General features: G+C 35.9%; 15 protein-coding genes. 7 read left to right on the top strand and 8 right to left on the bottom strand.

All coding sequences use genetic code 11. The annotated features are described in order from the left end of the window. The 3 genes from AACY61_RS00780 to AACY61_RS00770 form a co-directional block, all read left to right on the top strand. On the top strand, positions 1-373 hold a 373-nt coding region (locus AACY61_RS00780; protein ID WP_339609225.1), incomplete at its 5' end, for a serine hydrolase. A 10-nt stretch (positions 374-383) separates the two neighbouring features. Further along, positions 384-1097, top strand: coding sequence for a 3'-5' exonuclease (locus AACY61_RS00775; protein WP_339609223.1), 714 nt, complete (start codon positions 384-386; stop codon positions 1095-1097). Between the two features lie 3 nt (positions 1098-1100). Further along, entirely contained in the window at positions 1101-2798 is a 1698-nt protein-coding gene (locus AACY61_RS00770) for an ABC transporter ATP-binding protein (RefSeq protein WP_339609221.1), read from the top strand. Positions 2799-3273: 475 nt separating this feature from the next. Here AACY61_RS00770 and AACY61_RS00765 read toward each other — a convergent pair whose 3' ends face one another. The 6 genes from AACY61_RS00765 to AACY61_RS00740 form a co-directional block, all read right to left on the bottom strand. Further along, positions 3274-3930, bottom strand: coding sequence for a CoA transferase subunit B (locus AACY61_RS00765; RefSeq protein ID WP_339609219.1), 657 nt, complete (start codon positions 3928-3930; stop codon positions 3274-3276). A 2-nt stretch (positions 3931-3932) separates the two neighbouring features. Then, positions 3933-4634 carry a CoA transferase subunit A gene (locus AACY61_RS00760; protein WP_339609217.1) on the bottom strand — a complete coding sequence of 234 codons (702 nt, stop codon included), beginning with the start codon at positions 4632-4634 and terminating at the stop codon, positions 3933-3935. A 10-nt stretch (positions 4635-4644) separates the two neighbouring features. After that, the gene (locus AACY61_RS00755; RefSeq protein WP_339609215.1) at positions 4645-6939 is read right to left on the bottom strand and encodes a transglycosylase domain-containing protein; all 2295 of its coding nucleotides are present in this window, start codon (positions 6937-6939) and stop codon (positions 4645-4647) included. A gap of 5 nt (positions 6940-6944) precedes the next feature. After that, positions 6945-7436 (bottom strand): gliding motility lipoprotein GldH, encoded by a 492-nt coding sequence (locus AACY61_RS00750; protein WP_339609213.1) that lies wholly within the window; start codon positions 7434-7436, stop codon positions 6945-6947. After that, positions 7429-8583: a regulatory iron-sulfur-containing complex subunit RicT gene (ricT, locus tag AACY61_RS00745; RefSeq protein WP_339609211.1), complete on the bottom strand. Its 1155-nt coding sequence runs from the start codon at positions 8581-8583 to the stop codon at positions 7429-7431. The genes AACY61_RS00750 and ricT overlap by 8 nt, the downstream gene beginning before the upstream one ends. A gap of 245 nt (positions 8584-8828) precedes the next feature. Continuing rightward, positions 8829-10190, bottom strand: a complete 1362-nt coding sequence (locus AACY61_RS00740) for a rhodanese-related sulfurtransferase (protein WP_339609209.1) — start codon at positions 10188-10190, stop codon at positions 8829-8831. A 401-nt stretch (positions 10191-10591) separates the two neighbouring features. Here AACY61_RS00740 and recA point away from each other — a divergent pair, with 401 nt between their 5' ends. The 3 genes from recA to AACY61_RS00725 all read left to right on the top strand — a co-directional run bounded on the left by recA (position 10592) and on the right by AACY61_RS00725 (position 13810). Beyond that, the gene (gene recA / locus AACY61_RS00735) at positions 10592-11602 is read left to right on the top strand and encodes a recombinase RecA (protein ID WP_339609207.1); all 1011 of its coding nucleotides are present in this window, start codon (positions 10592-10594) and stop codon (positions 11600-11602) included. 203 nt (positions 11603-11805) lie between these two features. Next, entirely contained in the window at positions 11806-12345 is a 540-nt protein-coding gene (locus AACY61_RS00730; RefSeq protein ID WP_339609205.1) for an RNA polymerase sigma factor, read from the top strand. A gap of 4 nt (positions 12346-12349) precedes the next feature. Further along, entirely contained in the window at positions 12350-13810 is a 1461-nt protein-coding gene (locus AACY61_RS00725) for a hypothetical protein (RefSeq protein ID WP_339609203.1), read from the top strand. A 103-nt stretch (positions 13811-13913) separates the two neighbouring features. On the opposite strand, the gene AACY61_RS00720 is transcribed toward AACY61_RS00725, so the two are convergent. Then, a complete protein-coding gene (locus AACY61_RS00720; RefSeq protein WP_339609201.1) occupies positions 13914-14654 on the bottom strand; it encodes a lysophospholipid acyltransferase family protein in 741 nt (246 codons plus the stop codon). Positions 14655-14735: 81 nt separating this feature from the next. On the opposite strand from AACY61_RS00720, the gene trpS reads away from it, so the two are divergent. Further along, positions 14736-15707: a tryptophan--tRNA ligase gene (trpS, locus tag AACY61_RS00715; RefSeq protein ID WP_339609199.1), complete on the top strand. Its 972-nt coding sequence runs from the start codon at positions 14736-14738 to the stop codon at positions 15705-15707. A gap of 55 nt (positions 15708-15762) precedes the next feature. Here the strand turns inward: trpS and AACY61_RS00710 are convergent. Then, positions 15763-16797, bottom strand: a 1035-nt coding sequence (locus AACY61_RS00710; RefSeq protein WP_339609197.1) for a T9SS type A sorting domain-containing protein, incomplete at its 5' end; no start/stop codon positions are given.

Below are 16797 nucleotides of genomic sequence, written 5' to 3'. Positions count from 1 at the left end.
TGAAAAGAACGGAATGGTGAAATCCTATTGTTGTTTTGCCTCAAATGCGCGTGATTTTGCCCGTTTTGGTAAGCTTTATAAAGACCATGGAAGATGGCAAAACCAACAACTAATCGACTCTGCATTTGTGGCAAAATCTATTACGCCACGCTTTGAGGGAGAACCCTATGGGTATGGTTTCTGGCTGGGTGAGAGTAAAGGCAAAAAGTACTTTGCTATGCGCGGTCACCTAGGCCAGTATGTGATTGTTTTTCCTCAGGAAAATATCATTGTGGTTCGTTTAGGTCACTCAAAGGGAGAAACAAACGGCATTGAAACCTATCCCAAAAATTTTATGATTTATATGGAAGAGGCTTTTGAGATGTTGAAATAAATAGTTTGATATGTTACAAAAAATAAACCTGGAAAACATCCTTTTTCTAGACATTGAAACGGTTCCTTTACAGGAAAACTTTCAAGATGTAGACGACACCTTAAAAATACTTTGGGAAAAGAAAACAGAATACCAACGTCGCGATGAACACACGCCTGAAGATTTTTATGAACGTGCCGGTATTTGGGCCGAATTTGGAAAAATTATCTGCATCTCAGTGGGCTATTTTGTATTGAAAGGTGACATCAGAAACTTCAGGGTGACTTCTTTTTATGGTCATGAAGTACAAATTCTCAAAGATTTTAAAAACTTGCTGGACACCCATTTCAATAAATCCCAACATATTTTGTGTGCTCATAATGGAAAAGAGTTTGACTTTCCCTTTATCGCAAGACGAATGATTATCAACCGCATTGAAATCCCAGCCAAATTGAACCTTTTTGGAAAAAAACCTTGGGAAGTCCCTCATTTGGATACACTGGAACTATGGAAATTTGGCGATTATAAGCATTTCACATCATTGAAGTTACTCACTCATATTCTTGAAATTCCCTCACCAAAAGATGATATTGATGGCAGCGAAGTGCGCGGGGTTTATTATGATGATAAAGATATCGACCGCATCATTCGTTACTGTGAAAAAGATACCGTTGCGGTTGCTCAGGTTTTTTTAAGATTGAGAAACGAGGAAATCTTAACCGCTGATGAAATCCTTTCTGTATAATCCATGACTCTAAATAACCAACCTTTATTAGAAGTTTCATCATTAACCATTTCGTTTCGAAACGAAAAATTGGATAATGAAGTGGTTAAAAATATATCCTTTTCTTTAAACAATAATGAAATATTGGGTATTGTAGGAGAGTCAGGTTCCGGTAAGTCAGTAAGTACTATAGCAATTATGGGTTTACTCCCTCCGAAGGTTTCTACTATTAAAAACGGAGAAATAGTGTTTAAAGGAAGGCGCCTTAAGAGGTTATCCGAAAAGGAATATCAAAAAATCAGAGGCAATGAGATTTCCATGATCTTTCAGGAGCCAATGAATGCTCTCAACCCGTCTATGCGGTGTGGAAAACAAGTTTCTGAAATCTTAATTCACCACAATAAGCTTTCGCAACAAGATGCTAAAAAAGAAACCATTTTGCTTTTTGAAAAAGTAAAACTGCCAAATCCAAAAGAAATTTTTAACAAATACCCCCATCAAATGAGTGGTGGACAAATGCAACGTGTGATGATTGCTATGGCCATAGCTTGCAAACCTAAAATTCTAATAGCTGACGAACCCACGACAGCTTTGGATGTGACCGTTCAAAAAGAAATTATTCATTTGCTTAAGGATTTGCAAAAAGAAACCCAGATGAGCATTATTTTTATTTCACATGACCTGGCATTAGTCTCTGAAATTGCAGACCGAGTTGTTGTGATGTTTCAGGGAAAGATTGTGGAGCAAGGTGCAGTTCAACAATTATTTCATTCTCCAAAAGAACCGTATACCAAAGCATTATTAAACGCCAGGCCTTCGTTAAATCAGCGAACAGAAAAACTCGCCACAATCAAGGATTTTTTAGAAAATAGCTTCAAAAAAAGTATCATTACCAAAGAAGAAAGAACTCAACAACATAAAATTATATACAATCAAAAACCGCTGCTTGAGGTGTTCAACCTTGAAAAAGAATACATTTCAAATACCGGATTATTTAGAGCTAAAGAGAAAACTAAAGCAGTAAACAATGTTAGCTTCCGGCTTTATGAAGGAGAAACTCTTGGTTTGGTTGGCGAATCAGGCTGTGGAAAATCTACTTTGGGGAAAGCTATTCTTCAACTTGACAAAGCTACCAAAGGAAAAATATTATACAGAGGTAAGGAAATTTCAGCTTTAAGTGAAAATGATTTCAAAAAGTACAGAAAAGAAATACAGATTATTTTTCAAGATCCTTACTCATCACTAAATCCAAGGCTACTTATTGGTGAAGCAATATTAGAACCTATGAAAGTGCATAATCTTTTTTGGAGTAGCAAGAAGAGAAAGGAGCGAGTTTTGGAGCTTTTGGAACAGGTGGGTCTGGACTCAAGTTTTTACTTCCGATATCCTCACCAACTTTCTGGCGGACAAAGGCAACGTGTAGGAATTGCCCGGACAATTGCATTGGAACCAAAACTTATCATTTGTGATGAATCGGTCTCTGCATTGGATATTTCTGTTCAGGCACAAGTGCTTAACTTGCTTAATGACTTAAAGAAAACCTATCAATTCAGTTATTTGTTTATTTCTCATGACCTTGCAGTTGTAAAATATATGGCCGATCATTTAATGGTTATGAATGCCGGTAAAATTGAAGAAATGGGTGAAGCAGATGAAATATATGCAAATCCTTTAAAAAGCTATACGAGAAAATTGATTGAAGCGATTCCTTTAGGTAAGTAAAAATACCTTGAAAATGGTTTCTTAAGAATCTTACTTTTAAGGGCATAAAAAAATCCCGCTCTAACCTCACAAAGAGCGGGATTGACCTTTAAATCTGAAAATGTCAAACAGATTCGGGGTTTATTTTTAGTTACATCAGTAAAAAGACTTTTTTTGTGATGTACAGCACACTACTTAATAATATAAAAGTAGGTTTTACTTTTTGGTACCATACTTGAAACTGTTTTTTGACTTTAGCCATAATTTCAATTTCGATTTAGTTTTTTCACTTCTTGTAACTTACATAGCTTAGGTTAAGTAAGCCGGTTAAATTTGGGACTGCTAATATGCAAACAAAATTCTATTTTTGACGATAAAAAACATATATATTCGTTGTAATGCACTTTATTTTAACATTTGCGTGCTATTTATCCTCAATTAGGCATAAAAAAAGCTCCTTAAGTAAGGAGCAAACATAAGTATGATATTTAATATATTAGAGGTTCATGTCGGGGATATCTCCCTCAACAATTAAAGTTCCTTCGGTAGCATTTTTTATTTGTTCAATAGTTACTCCGGGTGCTTTTTCAATTAACTTAAATCCATTAGGGGTAATCTCTAAAACAGCGAGATCTGTAACTACTTTTTTCACACAATTAACTCCTGTTAAAGGAAGCGAACATTTTTTAAGCAATTTGGATTCTCCTGCTCTGTTGGTGTGCATCATAGCAACTATGATATTTTCTGCTGAAGCAACCAGATCCATTGCTCCACCCATTCCTTTTACCATTTTACCGGGAATTTTCCAATTAGCAATATCACCGTTTTCAGCTACTTCCATTGCACCGAGAATTGTCAAATCAACGTGTTGTCCTCTTATCATAGAAAAACTCATTGCAGAATCAAAAAAGGATGCTCCCGGCAGAGTTGTAATTGTTTGTTTCCCAGCGTTGATTAAGTCAGGGTCTTCTTCTCCTTCAAAAGGGAAAGGGCCCATTCCTAACACCCCATTTTCGCTTTGAAATTCCACGTCAATATCATCACGAACAAAGTTTGCTACCAATGTAGGTATACCTATTCCAAGGTTTACATAATAGCCGTCTTTTACTTCTTTTGCAATGCGTTGTGCTATTTGTTCTTTTGTTAATGCCATAATTACATTCTTTTTCTAACGGTGAGTTGCTCAATTCTTTTTTCATATTTTTCACCCTGGAAAATACGTTGAACAAAAATTCCGGGGATGTGAATTTGATTTGGATCAAGTTCACCTGCAGGCACAAGTTCTTCAACTTCAGCGACTGTTATTTTGGCAGCTCCACACATATTGGGATTAAAATTTCTAGCAGTACCTTTAAAAATAAGGTTACCAGCAGTATCACCCTTCCAGGCTTTTACAAAAGCAAAATCTGCTTCAAATGCTTTTTCGAGCACATACCATTTATCATTAAATTTTCTAGTTTCCTTTCCTTCAGCGACTTCTGTTCCATAACCTGCCGGTGTATAAAATGCCGGAAATCCGGCTTGAGCTGCCTGACATCTTTGCGCCAGTGTGCCTTGAGGAATTAATTCTACATCTAGTTCATTACTCAACATCTGTCTTTCAAATTCAGCATTTTCTCCAACATAGGAAGAAATCATTTTTTTGATTTGCTTTTTGTGCAACAATAATCCTAGCCCAAAATCATCTACACCGGCATTATTTGAAATACAAGTCAAATCACCAATGCCTCTTTTAACAAGTTCAGCAATTGCATTTTCCGGGATTCCACTCAATCCAAAGCCGCCAAACATTAATGTCATGCCGTTTTTAACTCCTTCACAGGCAGTGTTTACATCAGAAACTACTTTGTTTATCATAATTGTTTGTTTAAAAACTAAATTCGTCTAAAATATCTTCATCATCATTGGTTTCTAACCATTTACTGCAATCAGTTTCGATAGAAAGGTTTTCAGGTTTTTTAAAGTCTTCCTTGGAGACACCCAATTCTTCATTTTCATAACACTTTTTCATATAGAGCCCCCATATTGGCAATGCCATTGTTGCTCCCTGTCCATAAGTAATTGTTGGAAACCTGGCAGATCTGTCTTCAGCGCCAACCCACACTCCGGTTACTAAGTTAGGCACCATTCCCATAAACCATCCGTCGCTTTGATTTTGTGTGGTTCCTGTTTTTCCGGCAATAGGGTTTGTAAAACCATAAGGGTAACCGGTGATTAAATTTTTATAAAAGTCATTTGCCCAGGTTCTTCTTAATCTTCCTCCTGAACCTCCCTGTGTCACACCTTCCAGTAGTTTTGTGGTAACATAAGCACTTTCAGCACTAATAACATCTCTAGTATTGGGAACATGTTGGAATAAAACGGTTCCGTTTTTGTCTTCTATTCTAAAAATCATCACGGGTTCCACATAAATTCCTTCATTGGCAAACACCGCATAGGCGGCAACCATTTCAAACAAACTTATATCGGTTGTCCCTAAAGCAATTGCGGGAGCTGGTGTCATTTCTGAAGTGTTTATTCCCAGTTTGCTTACCAAGTCTATTACTGGTTGTGGGCCGGTTTTATCTATCAGGTTTGCTGAGATTACATTATGAGACTCTGCTAACGCCTGGATAAGGTTTACCATTCCGCCATATTTGTCTCCTGCATTTTTGGGTGTCCACGGTTTTAAGAGACCGTATTTTCCTTCCTCGATTGTGTAGGGTGTGTTTGGCAAGGTATCACAAGGTGACATGTGAAGCTGGTCAATAGCTGTGGCATAAACGAAAGGCTTAAAGGTAGAGCCCACCTGGCGTTTTCCTTGCTTTACCATATCATATTTAAAATGTTTGTAGTTAATTCCTCCTACCCAGGCTTTGACTTCACCTGTTTGTGGGTTCATAGACATTAACGAAGACTGAAGATATGATTTATAAAACCTAATTGAATCTATTGGTTTCATAATTGTGTCTATATCTCCTTTCCAGGAAAATATTTTCATTTCTCTTTCTTCATTAAATGACGCAATGATTTCTTCTTCAGATTTTCCTTGAGCACTAAGGGTTCTCCACCTGTCGCTCCTTCGCATGGCATTTTTTATGATTTGTTCTGTTTCTTCACTTGTTATTCCTCTGAATGGGGCTGTAGTGTTGTTTTTATTTTGCCGATCAAATTCTCTTTGAAGATTTGTTAAATGTGCGTGAACCGATTCTTCTGCATACTGTTGCATTTTTGAATCGATGGTTGTGAAGATTTTCAGTCCGTCTCTGTAGATATTATATTTACTGCCATCAGCTTTTGGATTGTTATTGATCCATTCTTGAATTTCTGCTCTGGCATATTCTCTAAAGTAGGTGGCCAAGCCTTCATCATGTCCTTCAGGTGAATAATTTAGTCCTAAAGGGAGTTGCTGCAATGAGTCTTTGACTTCTGAAGAAAGAAAGTTATTTTTTTCCATTTGTTTCAGCACAACATTTCTTCTAGTTATAACCATTTCTTCTCTTCTAAGTGGGTTAAATAGTGAAGAGTTTTTTAACATCCCAACCAGCATGGCACTTTCAACAGTGGTAAGCTCTTTGGGTTCTTTACCAAAATAAATTCGCGATGCAGAGCGAATTCCTACAGCCTGGTTCACGAAATCATATTTATTAAAGTACATCGTGATAATTTCTTCTTTGGTATATTGCCGCTCAAGTCGAGTTGCTATTACCCATTCCTTCATTTTTTGAATGACTGCTTCAACAATATTATTAGACCTAACCCCTGTAAAAAGCTGCTTTGCAAGTTGTTGTGTGATTGTGCTTGCGCCACCACGTTTGCCTAAAAAAAGAGCAGCTCTAATTGTGCCACGTGCATCAATGCCAGCATGATTATAGAAACGTTCGTCTTCAGTAGCAATTAACGCCTGAACCAAGTGTTCTGGAAGGTCTTCATAGTTAACGGGGGTTCTATTCTCACGATAAAACTTACCAAGTGTTTCTCCATCTGAAGAAAGTATTTCAGTGGCGAGGTTGGTTTCAGGGTTTTCAAGCTCTTCAAAGGTTGGTAATGTGCCAAAAGCTCCCCACGATGCAAGTAAAAACAAGAAGGCTACCAGCAACAACCCTATTCCAAACAACGACCAAAACCACTTGATGTATTTCCAGTAATTCACTGCGTTCTTTTTTGTTTTTTTCTTTGCCATATGTGTTATTGTCTTTCGACTTGACTTATTTCAACTATTACACCAACATCTGTAATGCCTTCGAGATTTTTAACGCCGGCTACTGATGCATTATTGCGCATTGCCTGTCGTATTTTAAGGATGTATATGCCCTCTTCAATAAATTGAACGTTCTCTTTGTACCACAATTTATTCTCTTTAACTCTGTTTCCTGAACCTAACCAAGTACCATTTGGGTTCGCCATTTGATATTCCAAGGTATCAATCACAACTTTGCCGTTGGGAAAATTCATAGAAGCAATTAAAAACAGATTATTGAAGTTATAGTCGTTGGTGTTTCTAATATTAAAAAACAAGTTGTATTTCTTTAATGAATCAAATTCAGGCAATTGAAACTCCACTGATTGTTCAATGGGCCAATGATTAGGCATTGATTTGAATTCACTGTGAATTTGATTGGAATCACAAGAGGTTATTACTAGTCCAAAAAAAACAATAATAAAAAATCTTTTATCCATTTTTTTGAGGATTTCTTTTTTTTCTTTTTTTGTTTTTTGATCTTTTTTTAGAGCTTTTGGGTTTGTCAAATCTTGTAAGACTATCTTGACCAACAACATTGTTGTAGACTGCTTCATTTGTAATTGAAGCTTCATTTACATAAATTTCGAGACTTTGTGCTTTTTTATTTTGCTTGTTTAATTCTATTATTTCATTTGCTCTTTCAGCTGTAATTTCAAACCAATTCATCCATTGACCTTCATAGGCATACCATAAAACACCCTTGAAAATATCTAATTTTTGACAGACTGCAGTTCCTTTTTCGGTTTCAAGCTTAGTGTCTGCACTGGGAAAGGTTTTTAGGGCTTCCAGATAGGTGTCCAATTCATAATTAAGGCAACACTTTAGCTTTCCGCATTGTCCGGCAAGTTTTTGAGGGTTTAGAGAAAGTTGCTGATATCTAGCTGCGGCAGTATTTACTGATCTGAAATCTGTTAACCAGGTCGAGCAACACAATTCTCTGCCACATGATCCTATACCGCCTAATCTGGCTGCTTCTTGTCTAAAGCCAACTTGTTTCATTTCAATTCGGGTGCTAAACTCATGTGCAAATTCTTTGATGAGTTCTCTGAAGTCCACCCGCTCTTCTGCTGTATAGTAAAAAATTGCTTTGGAAGCATCGCCCTGAAACTCTACATCAGAGATTTTCATTTTCAAATTAAGTCTAATTGCTATTTGACGCGCTCTTACTTTGACATTTTCTTCTCTGTCTCGTGCTTTTTGCCAGATATCAATATCGCGCTGTGAAGCTTTTCTATAAATTTTTGGGCTTGCTTCTTCAACTTTTTGTTTTTTCTTTTTCATTTGAATTCTAACCAACTCACCCGTTAGAGATACCAAGCCAATGTCATGTCCTGAAGAAGCTTCGGTAGCTACCACATCGCCTACTTGAAGTGAAAGCTTTTCAAAATTATGAAAAAAGTCTTTTCTTCCGTTTTTAAACCTTATTTCAACAAAGTCAAAGGCTTCTTGTTCAGCTGGTAATTTCATATTTGAAAGCCAGTCAAATACAGTGAGTTTATTGCAGCCATCTGTGCCGCAGGTACCATTATTTTTACAACCTTTGGGTTGACCGTCTTTAGAAGTTGAACAGCTTGTACAGCCCATAAAATATATATCTTGTCACAACTCAAGGTTGCGTTATTGTTAAAAAAATATTGAAAGGTAAAGATACTATTTTTTATTTCACTGAAAACTTTAACCACATACAGATTGCTATTTGCTGCCGTTAAATAACTTTACAGAAATATTATTTGTTCTAATTGCATATTAGCACACAAATGCCATAAAAAGTGCTAGTAAATAAAGTGACCAGTATTTAGGTTCTTATCTTGATAAATAATCCCATTAGTTTAATGCTCCAAAATTTTATAAATTTTATCTGAAAGTCTTAATTTAAACGGGAGCTCAATTGTTACTTTATCACCTTCTATCGCTTTTTTAGCAAGAGTGCCATTGACATAAAAACTGTCCAGTTTGACTTTTTGTTTGCCTGTGGTGGGTCCAAGAATCAATAAAGTGTCTCCGGATTGAATACTGCCGTTTTCCATTAAAAACAAACCAACTTTAGACTTTGAATAGTAGTGTTGACCTTTACCAACTATTTCTTTTTTTAAAGCAGCTTTTATGATGCTGTCTTTTTTCCTGGCTATTTTTGCAAGTGATGTATCGGTTTGTCTTCCTGAAGCTTTAAACTTTAAGGCTGGAGATTTGCCTTTTCTGAATATTTTATTTCCAAGTTGCTTTCCTTTTCGCAATTTTATTTGTTCAACCAAAGGAAGTTGGACGACTTCTACACATTCTTTTGAACAGCAATTATGCATTTTATCTTTACACGAATCACATTGAATGAACAATAAATGGCATCCATCATTAGCGCAGTTAGTATGATCATCACAAGGAGCTCCGCATTGGTGGCATCTTGAAATAATGTCTTCTGTGATGCGTTCTCCCAAGCGGTTATCAAAAACAAAATTTTTACCAATAAATTTATTTGGCAGTTCTTCATTTTTGATTTGACGGGCGTATTCTATAATTCCACCTTCAAGCTGGTAGACATTTTTAAAACCCTTATGCTTAAAAAATGCGCTTGCTTTTTCACATCGAATCCCTCCTGTACAATACATGAGCAGGTTTTTATTTTCTTTATGTCCTGCAAGCTGTTCTTCTATTATTGGAAGTGATTCCCTAAAAGTTTCGACATCAGGTGTAATTGCTCCTTTAAAATGTCCTATTTCACTTTCGTAATGGTTTCTCATATCTACAACAATCGTGTTTGGGTCTTCCAAAAACTGATTGAACTCATTTGCTTTCAAATGAACACCTTTGTTTGTTACATCAAATGTTTCATCGTTCAAACCATCTGCAACAATTTTATTTCTCACTTTAATGGTAAGCTTCAAGAACGAAAAGTCATCGTGTTCAACTGCTATATTAAGTCGAATTCCTCGCATAAAGGAATATTCTTCGATGCGATTTTTAAACTCATAAAAGTTGTCAGCGGGCAGTGAAAGTTGGGCGTTAATTCCTTCTTTTGCTACATAAATTCTACCGAGAACATCAAGTGGGTTCCAGGCAAGAAAAAGTGCGTCTCTAAAGGCTTTAGGATTTTCAATATTGGCATACGCATAAAAAGACAACGTGAGTCGTTGTTTTCCGGCTTTATCAATAAGTTCGGCTCTTTCGTCTGCGCTTAAAGTGTTGTACAGTTGCATGCTATAAACGTTTTAAGTGAGAAAATATATAGTTCTAATTGGAAGAACAAGCAACAAAAGTAAAGGTTTTAAGCGCTTTATTCAACAAAAAAAGCATCAATTTGTTTATTGATGCTTTTTTTGAATGGCTAATTCGTTACTATATATTTTTTAATTAAAATCGTTCAAAAGAGAAATGCATAGCTAGCCACCGTCAATTTTACTTGCATTATAAATTCTTATTGTAACAGTAAAACCGTTTGAATTAATTAGTATGTTCCTTATTGATGATTTCATTGAGATTTTAAAAGTAGTCATTTAATTTTAAGATGAAAAATAATTGAAAAGGTTGCTCTCTTCTATTGTTATGCACAAAAAGAAATAGTATTTTAGCAACAACTATTTTTATTAAATTCTTAAAGATGAGCAAGGAAAAAGACGCAAAGTTAAAGGCATTAAAACTAACTTTAGACAAATTAGATAAGACCTACGGCAAGGGAGCCGTTATGAAACTTGGAGACCAGGCTGTGCAGGAAGTAGATTCTATCTCAACCGGTTCTCTTGGCTTAGATATTGCATTGGGTGTTGGCGGTTTACCTAAGGGTCGTGTAATCGAGATTTACGGGCCTGAATCATCAGGTAAAACAACTTTAACGTTGCATGCAATTGCAGAAAGTCAAAAAGCTGGTGGTATAGCTGCATTCATAGATGCAGAGCACGCTTTTGACCGTGGTTATGCAGAAAAGCTAGGGGTAGATATAGAGAACCTCATTATTTCGCAACCCGACAATGGAGAACAAGCTCTGGAAATTGCTGATAATTTAATTCGCAGTGGTGCAATTGATATTGTTGTAATTGACTCTGTAGCAGCACTTACGCCAAAAAGTGAAATTGAAGGTGAGATGGGAGACTCAAAAATGGGACTTCATGCCAGACTGATGTCTCAAGCACTAAGAAAACTAACCGGATCAATTAGTAAAACACATTGTACTGTCGTTTTTATTAACCAATTGAGAGAGAAAATTGGAGTCATGTTTGGCAACCCTGAAACGACTACTGGTGGAAATGCATTAAAATTTTATGCCTCAGTTAGATTAGATATTAGACGTTCTACACAAATTAAAGACAGTAATGGTGAAATTCAAGGCAATAGAACACGTGTAAAAGTCGTTAAAAACAAAGTAGCACCTCCATTTAAAACTGCCGAATTTGATATTATGTATGGAACAGGAATTTCAAAAGTGGGTGAAATTATAGACTTAGGTGTAGATTATGAAATCATCAAAAAAAGTGGTTCTTGGTTTAGTTATGGAGACACTAAGTTAGGGCAGGGAAGAGATGCGGTAAAGGCTTTAATCCTTGACAATCCTGAGCTTTTAGAAGAGCTAGAACAAAAAATAAAAGAAGCAATTAATTTGTTGAAAACATCTTAAATTTGTGGTTAACCTTTTTAAAATCAATTTAGAACAGTAAAATGCTTAAAACTATTTGATGAAAAGTTAAAAAAAACACAACAACGCAACCCAACATACAAATTTGCATCTACAAATAAAGACCCTTATTTTTTAAGTGAAATTTATGTAGATGCATTTTTTTTAAGTTTCAACTATATTTTCACATTTAAAAAAGGGGATTATTGGCTTTAGAGGAGCTCATAGAGAAATGTAAAAACGAGGACAGAAAAGCACAAGGAGAGCTTTATACAATGTTTTCAAACAAGCTGTATGCTGTTTGCTTAAAATATTCTCGTAATACCGAAGAGGCTCAAGACAACCTCCAGGATGCTTTTTTAACTATTTTTAAAAGCATTGGCCAATATAAGTTTAAAGGCTCCTTTGAAGGATGGATAAAGCGTATTGCTGTTAATACGGTTTTACAAAAATACCGCAAAGAGCGTTTTTTTGAAATAGTGAATGAAGAACAACTCGAAGAACCCGAAGTTGAAATCGACGAACAGCATGTGTCATTAGATTTTCTCCTCAGGTTGATTCAAGAGTTGCCAGACAGGTACCGAATGGTTTTTAACCTATATGTACTTGATGATTATTCACATCAAGAAGTAGCAGAAATGCTTGGAATTACTGTTGGAACATCTAAATCTAACCTTGCAAGGGCAAGGATGATTTTAAAAAATAAAATTGAAGAAAGTAAACCTGCTCAAGTAAAGAGTAATTAATTAAATGAAATCAAAAAAGCAAATAGACCGGCTTTTTAAAGAGCAATTCAAACATCTGGAGGCAACTCCTCCAGCTTCAGTTTGGGAAAACATTGATGCTGCCCTTCAAAAAGAACAAAACAAAAAGCGTGTTGTGCCTTTATGGTACAAGTTGGCTGGTATTGCTGCTTCTCTTTTTATAATTCTTGGAATTGGCAGCTTGTTTTTTAATATATCAGAGCCCTCACAAATCACATCTGAAGACGCCGTCGAAACAATTGACAGTAACTTTTATGAACCAAAAGATAACCTTTTAACATCACCTGATAAAAACAAAGATGCTTTGGTTGAATTTAATGAATCAAAGCAAAACAAACCCCATAATTTAAACACCCTTTCTGACCAAGAAAAATCAAATTCACACCTCTCTGAAAAAACTGACTCCGGAAAATCTGATTTAGTTACATATTCACAAAACAGCGCCGTTTCCAGCAATTCAAAAACAGTTATTGAAAGTTCAAATACAGATGTTGCTGAAGTTTCAAAATCTAATACCGAGGAGAAAGAAACAAATAAAGAAGGCAATAAAGAGATTTTTAGCACGCCAACTCCTGCTTTTGAATCAGTAACTGAAACTGAAACAAGTGTTACAGAAAACAGTCCTGAAAATAATAATAAAAAATCATTGCTTGAGTACATTGCTGAAAAAAACGCTGAAGCTGTCGCAGTTGAAGAAAATGAAATAAAAAGCAAATGGGAGGTAAGTCCAAATTTTGCTCCTGTTTATTACAATACCATTGGTGAGGGTTCTTCTATAGACCCTCAATTTTCTAACAATTCAAAATCAGGTGAAATAAACTATAGCTATGGTGTTAAAGTTAGCTATGCTATAAATGATAAACTTAGTGTCAGAACCGGATTTAACAAAGTGGATTTTAGCTACACTACCAACAATGTTGAATTTGCTGTAGCAAACTCTATGGATGACGGCCTTCAGTCAATAAATTATAAAAACAAAGACATTATTGTAGCAATAGGAACCCGAGGATCATTAACCCCCCCTCCTGCCGGCACCCCAACAATGACAGAAGATGGTATTCAAATAGTTCCCAGAAACGGAATCACTCCAGGCTCTATGAAACAAGAGCTAGATTATTTTGAAATTCCACTTGAATTGAAATACAATTTAACTAACAATCGGTTAGGAGTGAATTTAATTGGAGGCTTGAGCACGCTTTTATTGAATAATAATCAAATAAGTGTTCTTTCAAATGGATTTCAATCTGAAATTGGAAGCGCCAATAATTTGAATGATTTTAGTTTCAGCACCAATATTGGGTTAGGACTTGATTATAAACTGGGTAAAAGTTTTGTGTTTAACCTAGAACCAATGTTTAAATATCAAATAAATACATATTCAGATAGTGCCATTGACTTTAAGCCCTATTATCTTGGGGTTTATAGTGGATTTAGTTATAAGTTTTAGTTAAGTTTAATTAGTTTGAAAGGTTTATTGTTTTTTTCAATTGTTTGACAAATGATAAACTAAAAAAAGCTGCTCTTTGTGCCTTAGAGCGGCTTTTTTATTTCTAAAATGTTGGGTTCTTTAATTCTGATAATATTTTATTTCTAACTACTTCTTTGATACTTCTTTTATCATCCTTTAGTTGATTGATTGTGTAAACAATCCGGTGACTTTTAACTCTCATTAATCCGGGACCACCACTAAAAAAAGTATATGAAAAACGCTTTTTATTATCATGAAATGTCATAGGCACTATGGGAATTTGATGATCAATTGTCAATCTAAATGCGCCATCCTTAAAAGTATCTAATAAAACTGTTTCGTCTTCGGGCACACCTCCTTCCGGAAAAATACAAATACTTAAACCCGATTGAATGCGTTGTTGGGCTGCGTCAAAAACTTCTTTTCTGCTTTTAGCATTGTTTCGATCCACCAAAATACATGTGCGTTTATAAAAAAAACCAAATAATGGTATTTTAGCCAACTCTTTTTTACCAACAAACACAAACGGGTTTTTAACTGCATAAAGCATCAACATGATATCTGTCATTGAAGAATGATTAGCCACAAACATGTAACTTTTTGTAATATCAGGCTCTTCCTCTTTTTTAATTTTTGGCACAAAACCCATCCCAAAAAGTATTAATGTTGCCCAAACACGTGCTACCACAAAAAATTTGGGGTACCATTCCTTCTTAGAAATACTAATTAACAAGAAAGGAAAAAGTATAATAATAGTGAGGGCGATTAAGATATAAAACCACACCCGCCAGATTGGAACAAATACATAGTTTTTTAAAAACATAGGCTCAAAAATACACAATTGTATTGAGCCGTATGAACAAAAAAAGTACCTTTGTTACCTTATTTTTCAGACTGATAAACTATGGCAAGAATTTTAACAGGAATTCAAAGTACCGGAACTCCACATTTGGGAAATTTGTTAGGGGCTATAATCCCGGCTATTGAAATGGCAAATCAACCTGAAAACAATAGCTTTCTTTTTATTGCAGACTTACACTCGCTCACTCAAATTAAAGATGCAAAGGAGTTGCGTGAAAACACTTACAGTGTTGCAGCTGCCTGGCTGGCTTTTGGACTTGACATTAACAAATCAGTCTTTTACAGGCAAAGTGATATTCCCCAAGTAACGGAGCTTTCCTGGTATTTGAGCTGTTTGTTTCCTTATCAACGACTCACACTTGCCCATTCCTTTAAAGACAAGGCTGACCGTTTGGAAGATGTAAATGCCGGTTTATTTACATACCCTATGTTAATGGCTGCCGATATATTATTATATGATGCAGAATTTGTTCCGGTGGGAAAAGATCAATTACAACATATTGAAATGACTCGAGATGTAGCAACCCGTTTTCATGCGAAATATGGAGAAACTTTTGTTTTACCGGAAGCTAAAATGCAAAAAGAAAGCATGTACATTCCCGGAACAGACGGTGCAAAAATGAGTAAATCTAAGGGCAATACTATCAATATATTTTTGCAAGACAAGCCATTGAGAAAGCAAATAATGAGCATTGAAACAGACAGCACCCCTCTCGAAGAGCCTAAAGATCCCGACAGCTGCAATGTGTTTGCACTCTATAAACTGCTGGCGTCAACAAATGAAGTTACTCAAATGCATACAAATTATACCAATGGAAATTATGGTTATGGTCATGCCAAACAAGCGTTGTTTGAATTAATAAAAACCCGGTTTGAAAATCAAAGAACCCGGTTTTGGTATTTAATTCAACATAAGGAAGAAATAGATCAGGCATTAAAATTTGGTGCTGAAAAGGCAAAAGTTACAGCAACCGAAGTCTTGAGCCGAGTTAGAAAAAAACTAGGTTATCTATAAAAAAAGCCTCTTTTAAAAAGAGGCTTTTTGATTCAATTAAAAAGAGGGATTGATATTATTTTTTAACTACATTAAAGGTACCTACAGTGCCGTTCACGGTTGCTTTCATCACATACATTCCAGCACTTAAGTTTGAAATATTCATTTTAGTACTTACGCTTTCAGGAGAAGCAGATAATACTTCCTGGCCAAGCACATTGTATAAAGTAATGTTTTCAATTGTTGATTTTGCAGAAACGTTTAATACTCCAGAAGTTGGGTTTGGATAAAAACTAAACCCTTCAATAGTATTATCAGCTAAACTTAGAACAGTCCCGGTTACATCAAATGGGAATCCCAGAGGGTTTCCTGACCCACCGTCAACAGCATCTTGCCATACCCCTGCTAGGGATTGTTTTGCATTTCCAATTGGCCCAGGACCTAAAAGGGCAATAGGAGGAGCCCAAGGCCCAGAGCCAAGAGTTCCGTCAGCATCCCAATCAATCCAATATGTTCCGGGAGTCAAAGTTAAACCAGGGGTTTCAACTGTATTTCTCATAATTGGTCTAGTGTCATCTTGTGGAGAAGTTTCAGATGCTCTGTATACACCACTCCATTCACTATTTACCATTGCACTAATTGCATCATCTCCAAAAATAACGTTGCTAGCTGGATCAGCAGGATCACCGTCCCAAATTAAAATCGTAACACCTGTCATCGTTGAAGTAGTTGTAGAGCCGGTTTGATAAGCATAAAAATCTATAGAAGTCACTTCAACAGACTCTGTCACTTCCCAATCGTCAGCAATTCTGTTTGCACTTGCTGTTTGGTGGCCGGCACCAAGAGTTGTGTTCCCAACGGTATTGTTCTCTAAAAGGCTCAAATCAGCTCCTCCAAAGCCTCCACCTGCAACATTAAATACAGGACCGTTCGAGTAAATTACTCCACCCATAACTTGGTAATCAGTTCCAGTAAGTGGTGTATCTTGTGTTGAAACTTCAACAGGGTTTTGGTTAAACTCAGTAACATTTTCTGCTTGCTGAGCGGTCATTTGAATTGTAGTTGTAAGCATTGCAACAACAAATAATGATAAAGTAATTTTTAATCTATC

Origin of the sequence: uncultured Planktosalinus sp., assembly GCF_963973675.1 — a bacterium.
Classification (GTDB): Bacteria; Bacteroidota; Bacteroidia; order Flavobacteriales; family Flavobacteriaceae; genus Planktosalinus.
Note: the sequence above shows the minus strand (reverse complement) of the source record. Positions and strands in the feature narration are given on the sequence as shown.

Coding starts and splice junctions, on each gene's coding strand:
- AACY61_RS00720 (WP_339609201.1), bottom strand. CDS start 14,654: ATGTTTTTAAAAAACTATGTATTTGTTCCAATCTGGCGGGTGTGGTTT.
- AACY61_RS00765 (WP_339609219.1), bottom strand. CDS start 3,930: ATGGCATTAACAAAAGAACAAATAGCACAACGCATTGCAAAAGAAGTA.
- AACY61_RS00725 (WP_339609203.1), top strand. CDS start 12,350: ATGAAATCAAAAAAGCAAATAGACCGGCTTTTTAAAGAGCAATTCAAA.
- ricT (WP_339609211.1), bottom strand. CDS start 8,583: ATGGGCTGTACAAGCTGTTCAACTTCTAAAGACGGTCAACCCAAAGGT.
- trpS (WP_339609199.1), top strand. CDS start 14,736: ATGGCAAGAATTTTAACAGGAATTCAAAGTACCGGAACTCCACATTTG.
- AACY61_RS00755 (WP_339609215.1), bottom strand. CDS start 6,939: ATGGCAAAGAAAAAAACAAAAAAGAACGCAGTGAATTACTGGAAATAC.
- AACY61_RS00740 (WP_339609209.1), bottom strand. CDS start 10,190: ATGCAACTGTACAACACTTTAAGCGCAGACGAAAGAGCCGAACTTATT.
- AACY61_RS00750 (WP_339609213.1), bottom strand. CDS start 7,436: ATGGATAAAAGATTTTTTATTATTGTTTTTTTTGGACTAGTAATAACC.
- AACY61_RS00770 (WP_339609221.1), top strand. CDS start 1,101: ATGACTCTAAATAACCAACCTTTATTAGAAGTTTCATCATTAACCATT.
- recA (WP_339609207.1), top strand. CDS start 10,592: ATGAGCAAGGAAAAAGACGCAAAGTTAAAGGCATTAAAACTAACTTTA.
- AACY61_RS00760 (WP_339609217.1), bottom strand. CDS start 4,634: ATGATAAACAAAGTAGTTTCTGATGTAAACACTGCCTGTGAAGGAGTT.
- AACY61_RS00775 (WP_339609223.1), top strand. CDS start 384: ATGTTACAAAAAATAAACCTGGAAAACATCCTTTTTCTAGACATTGAA.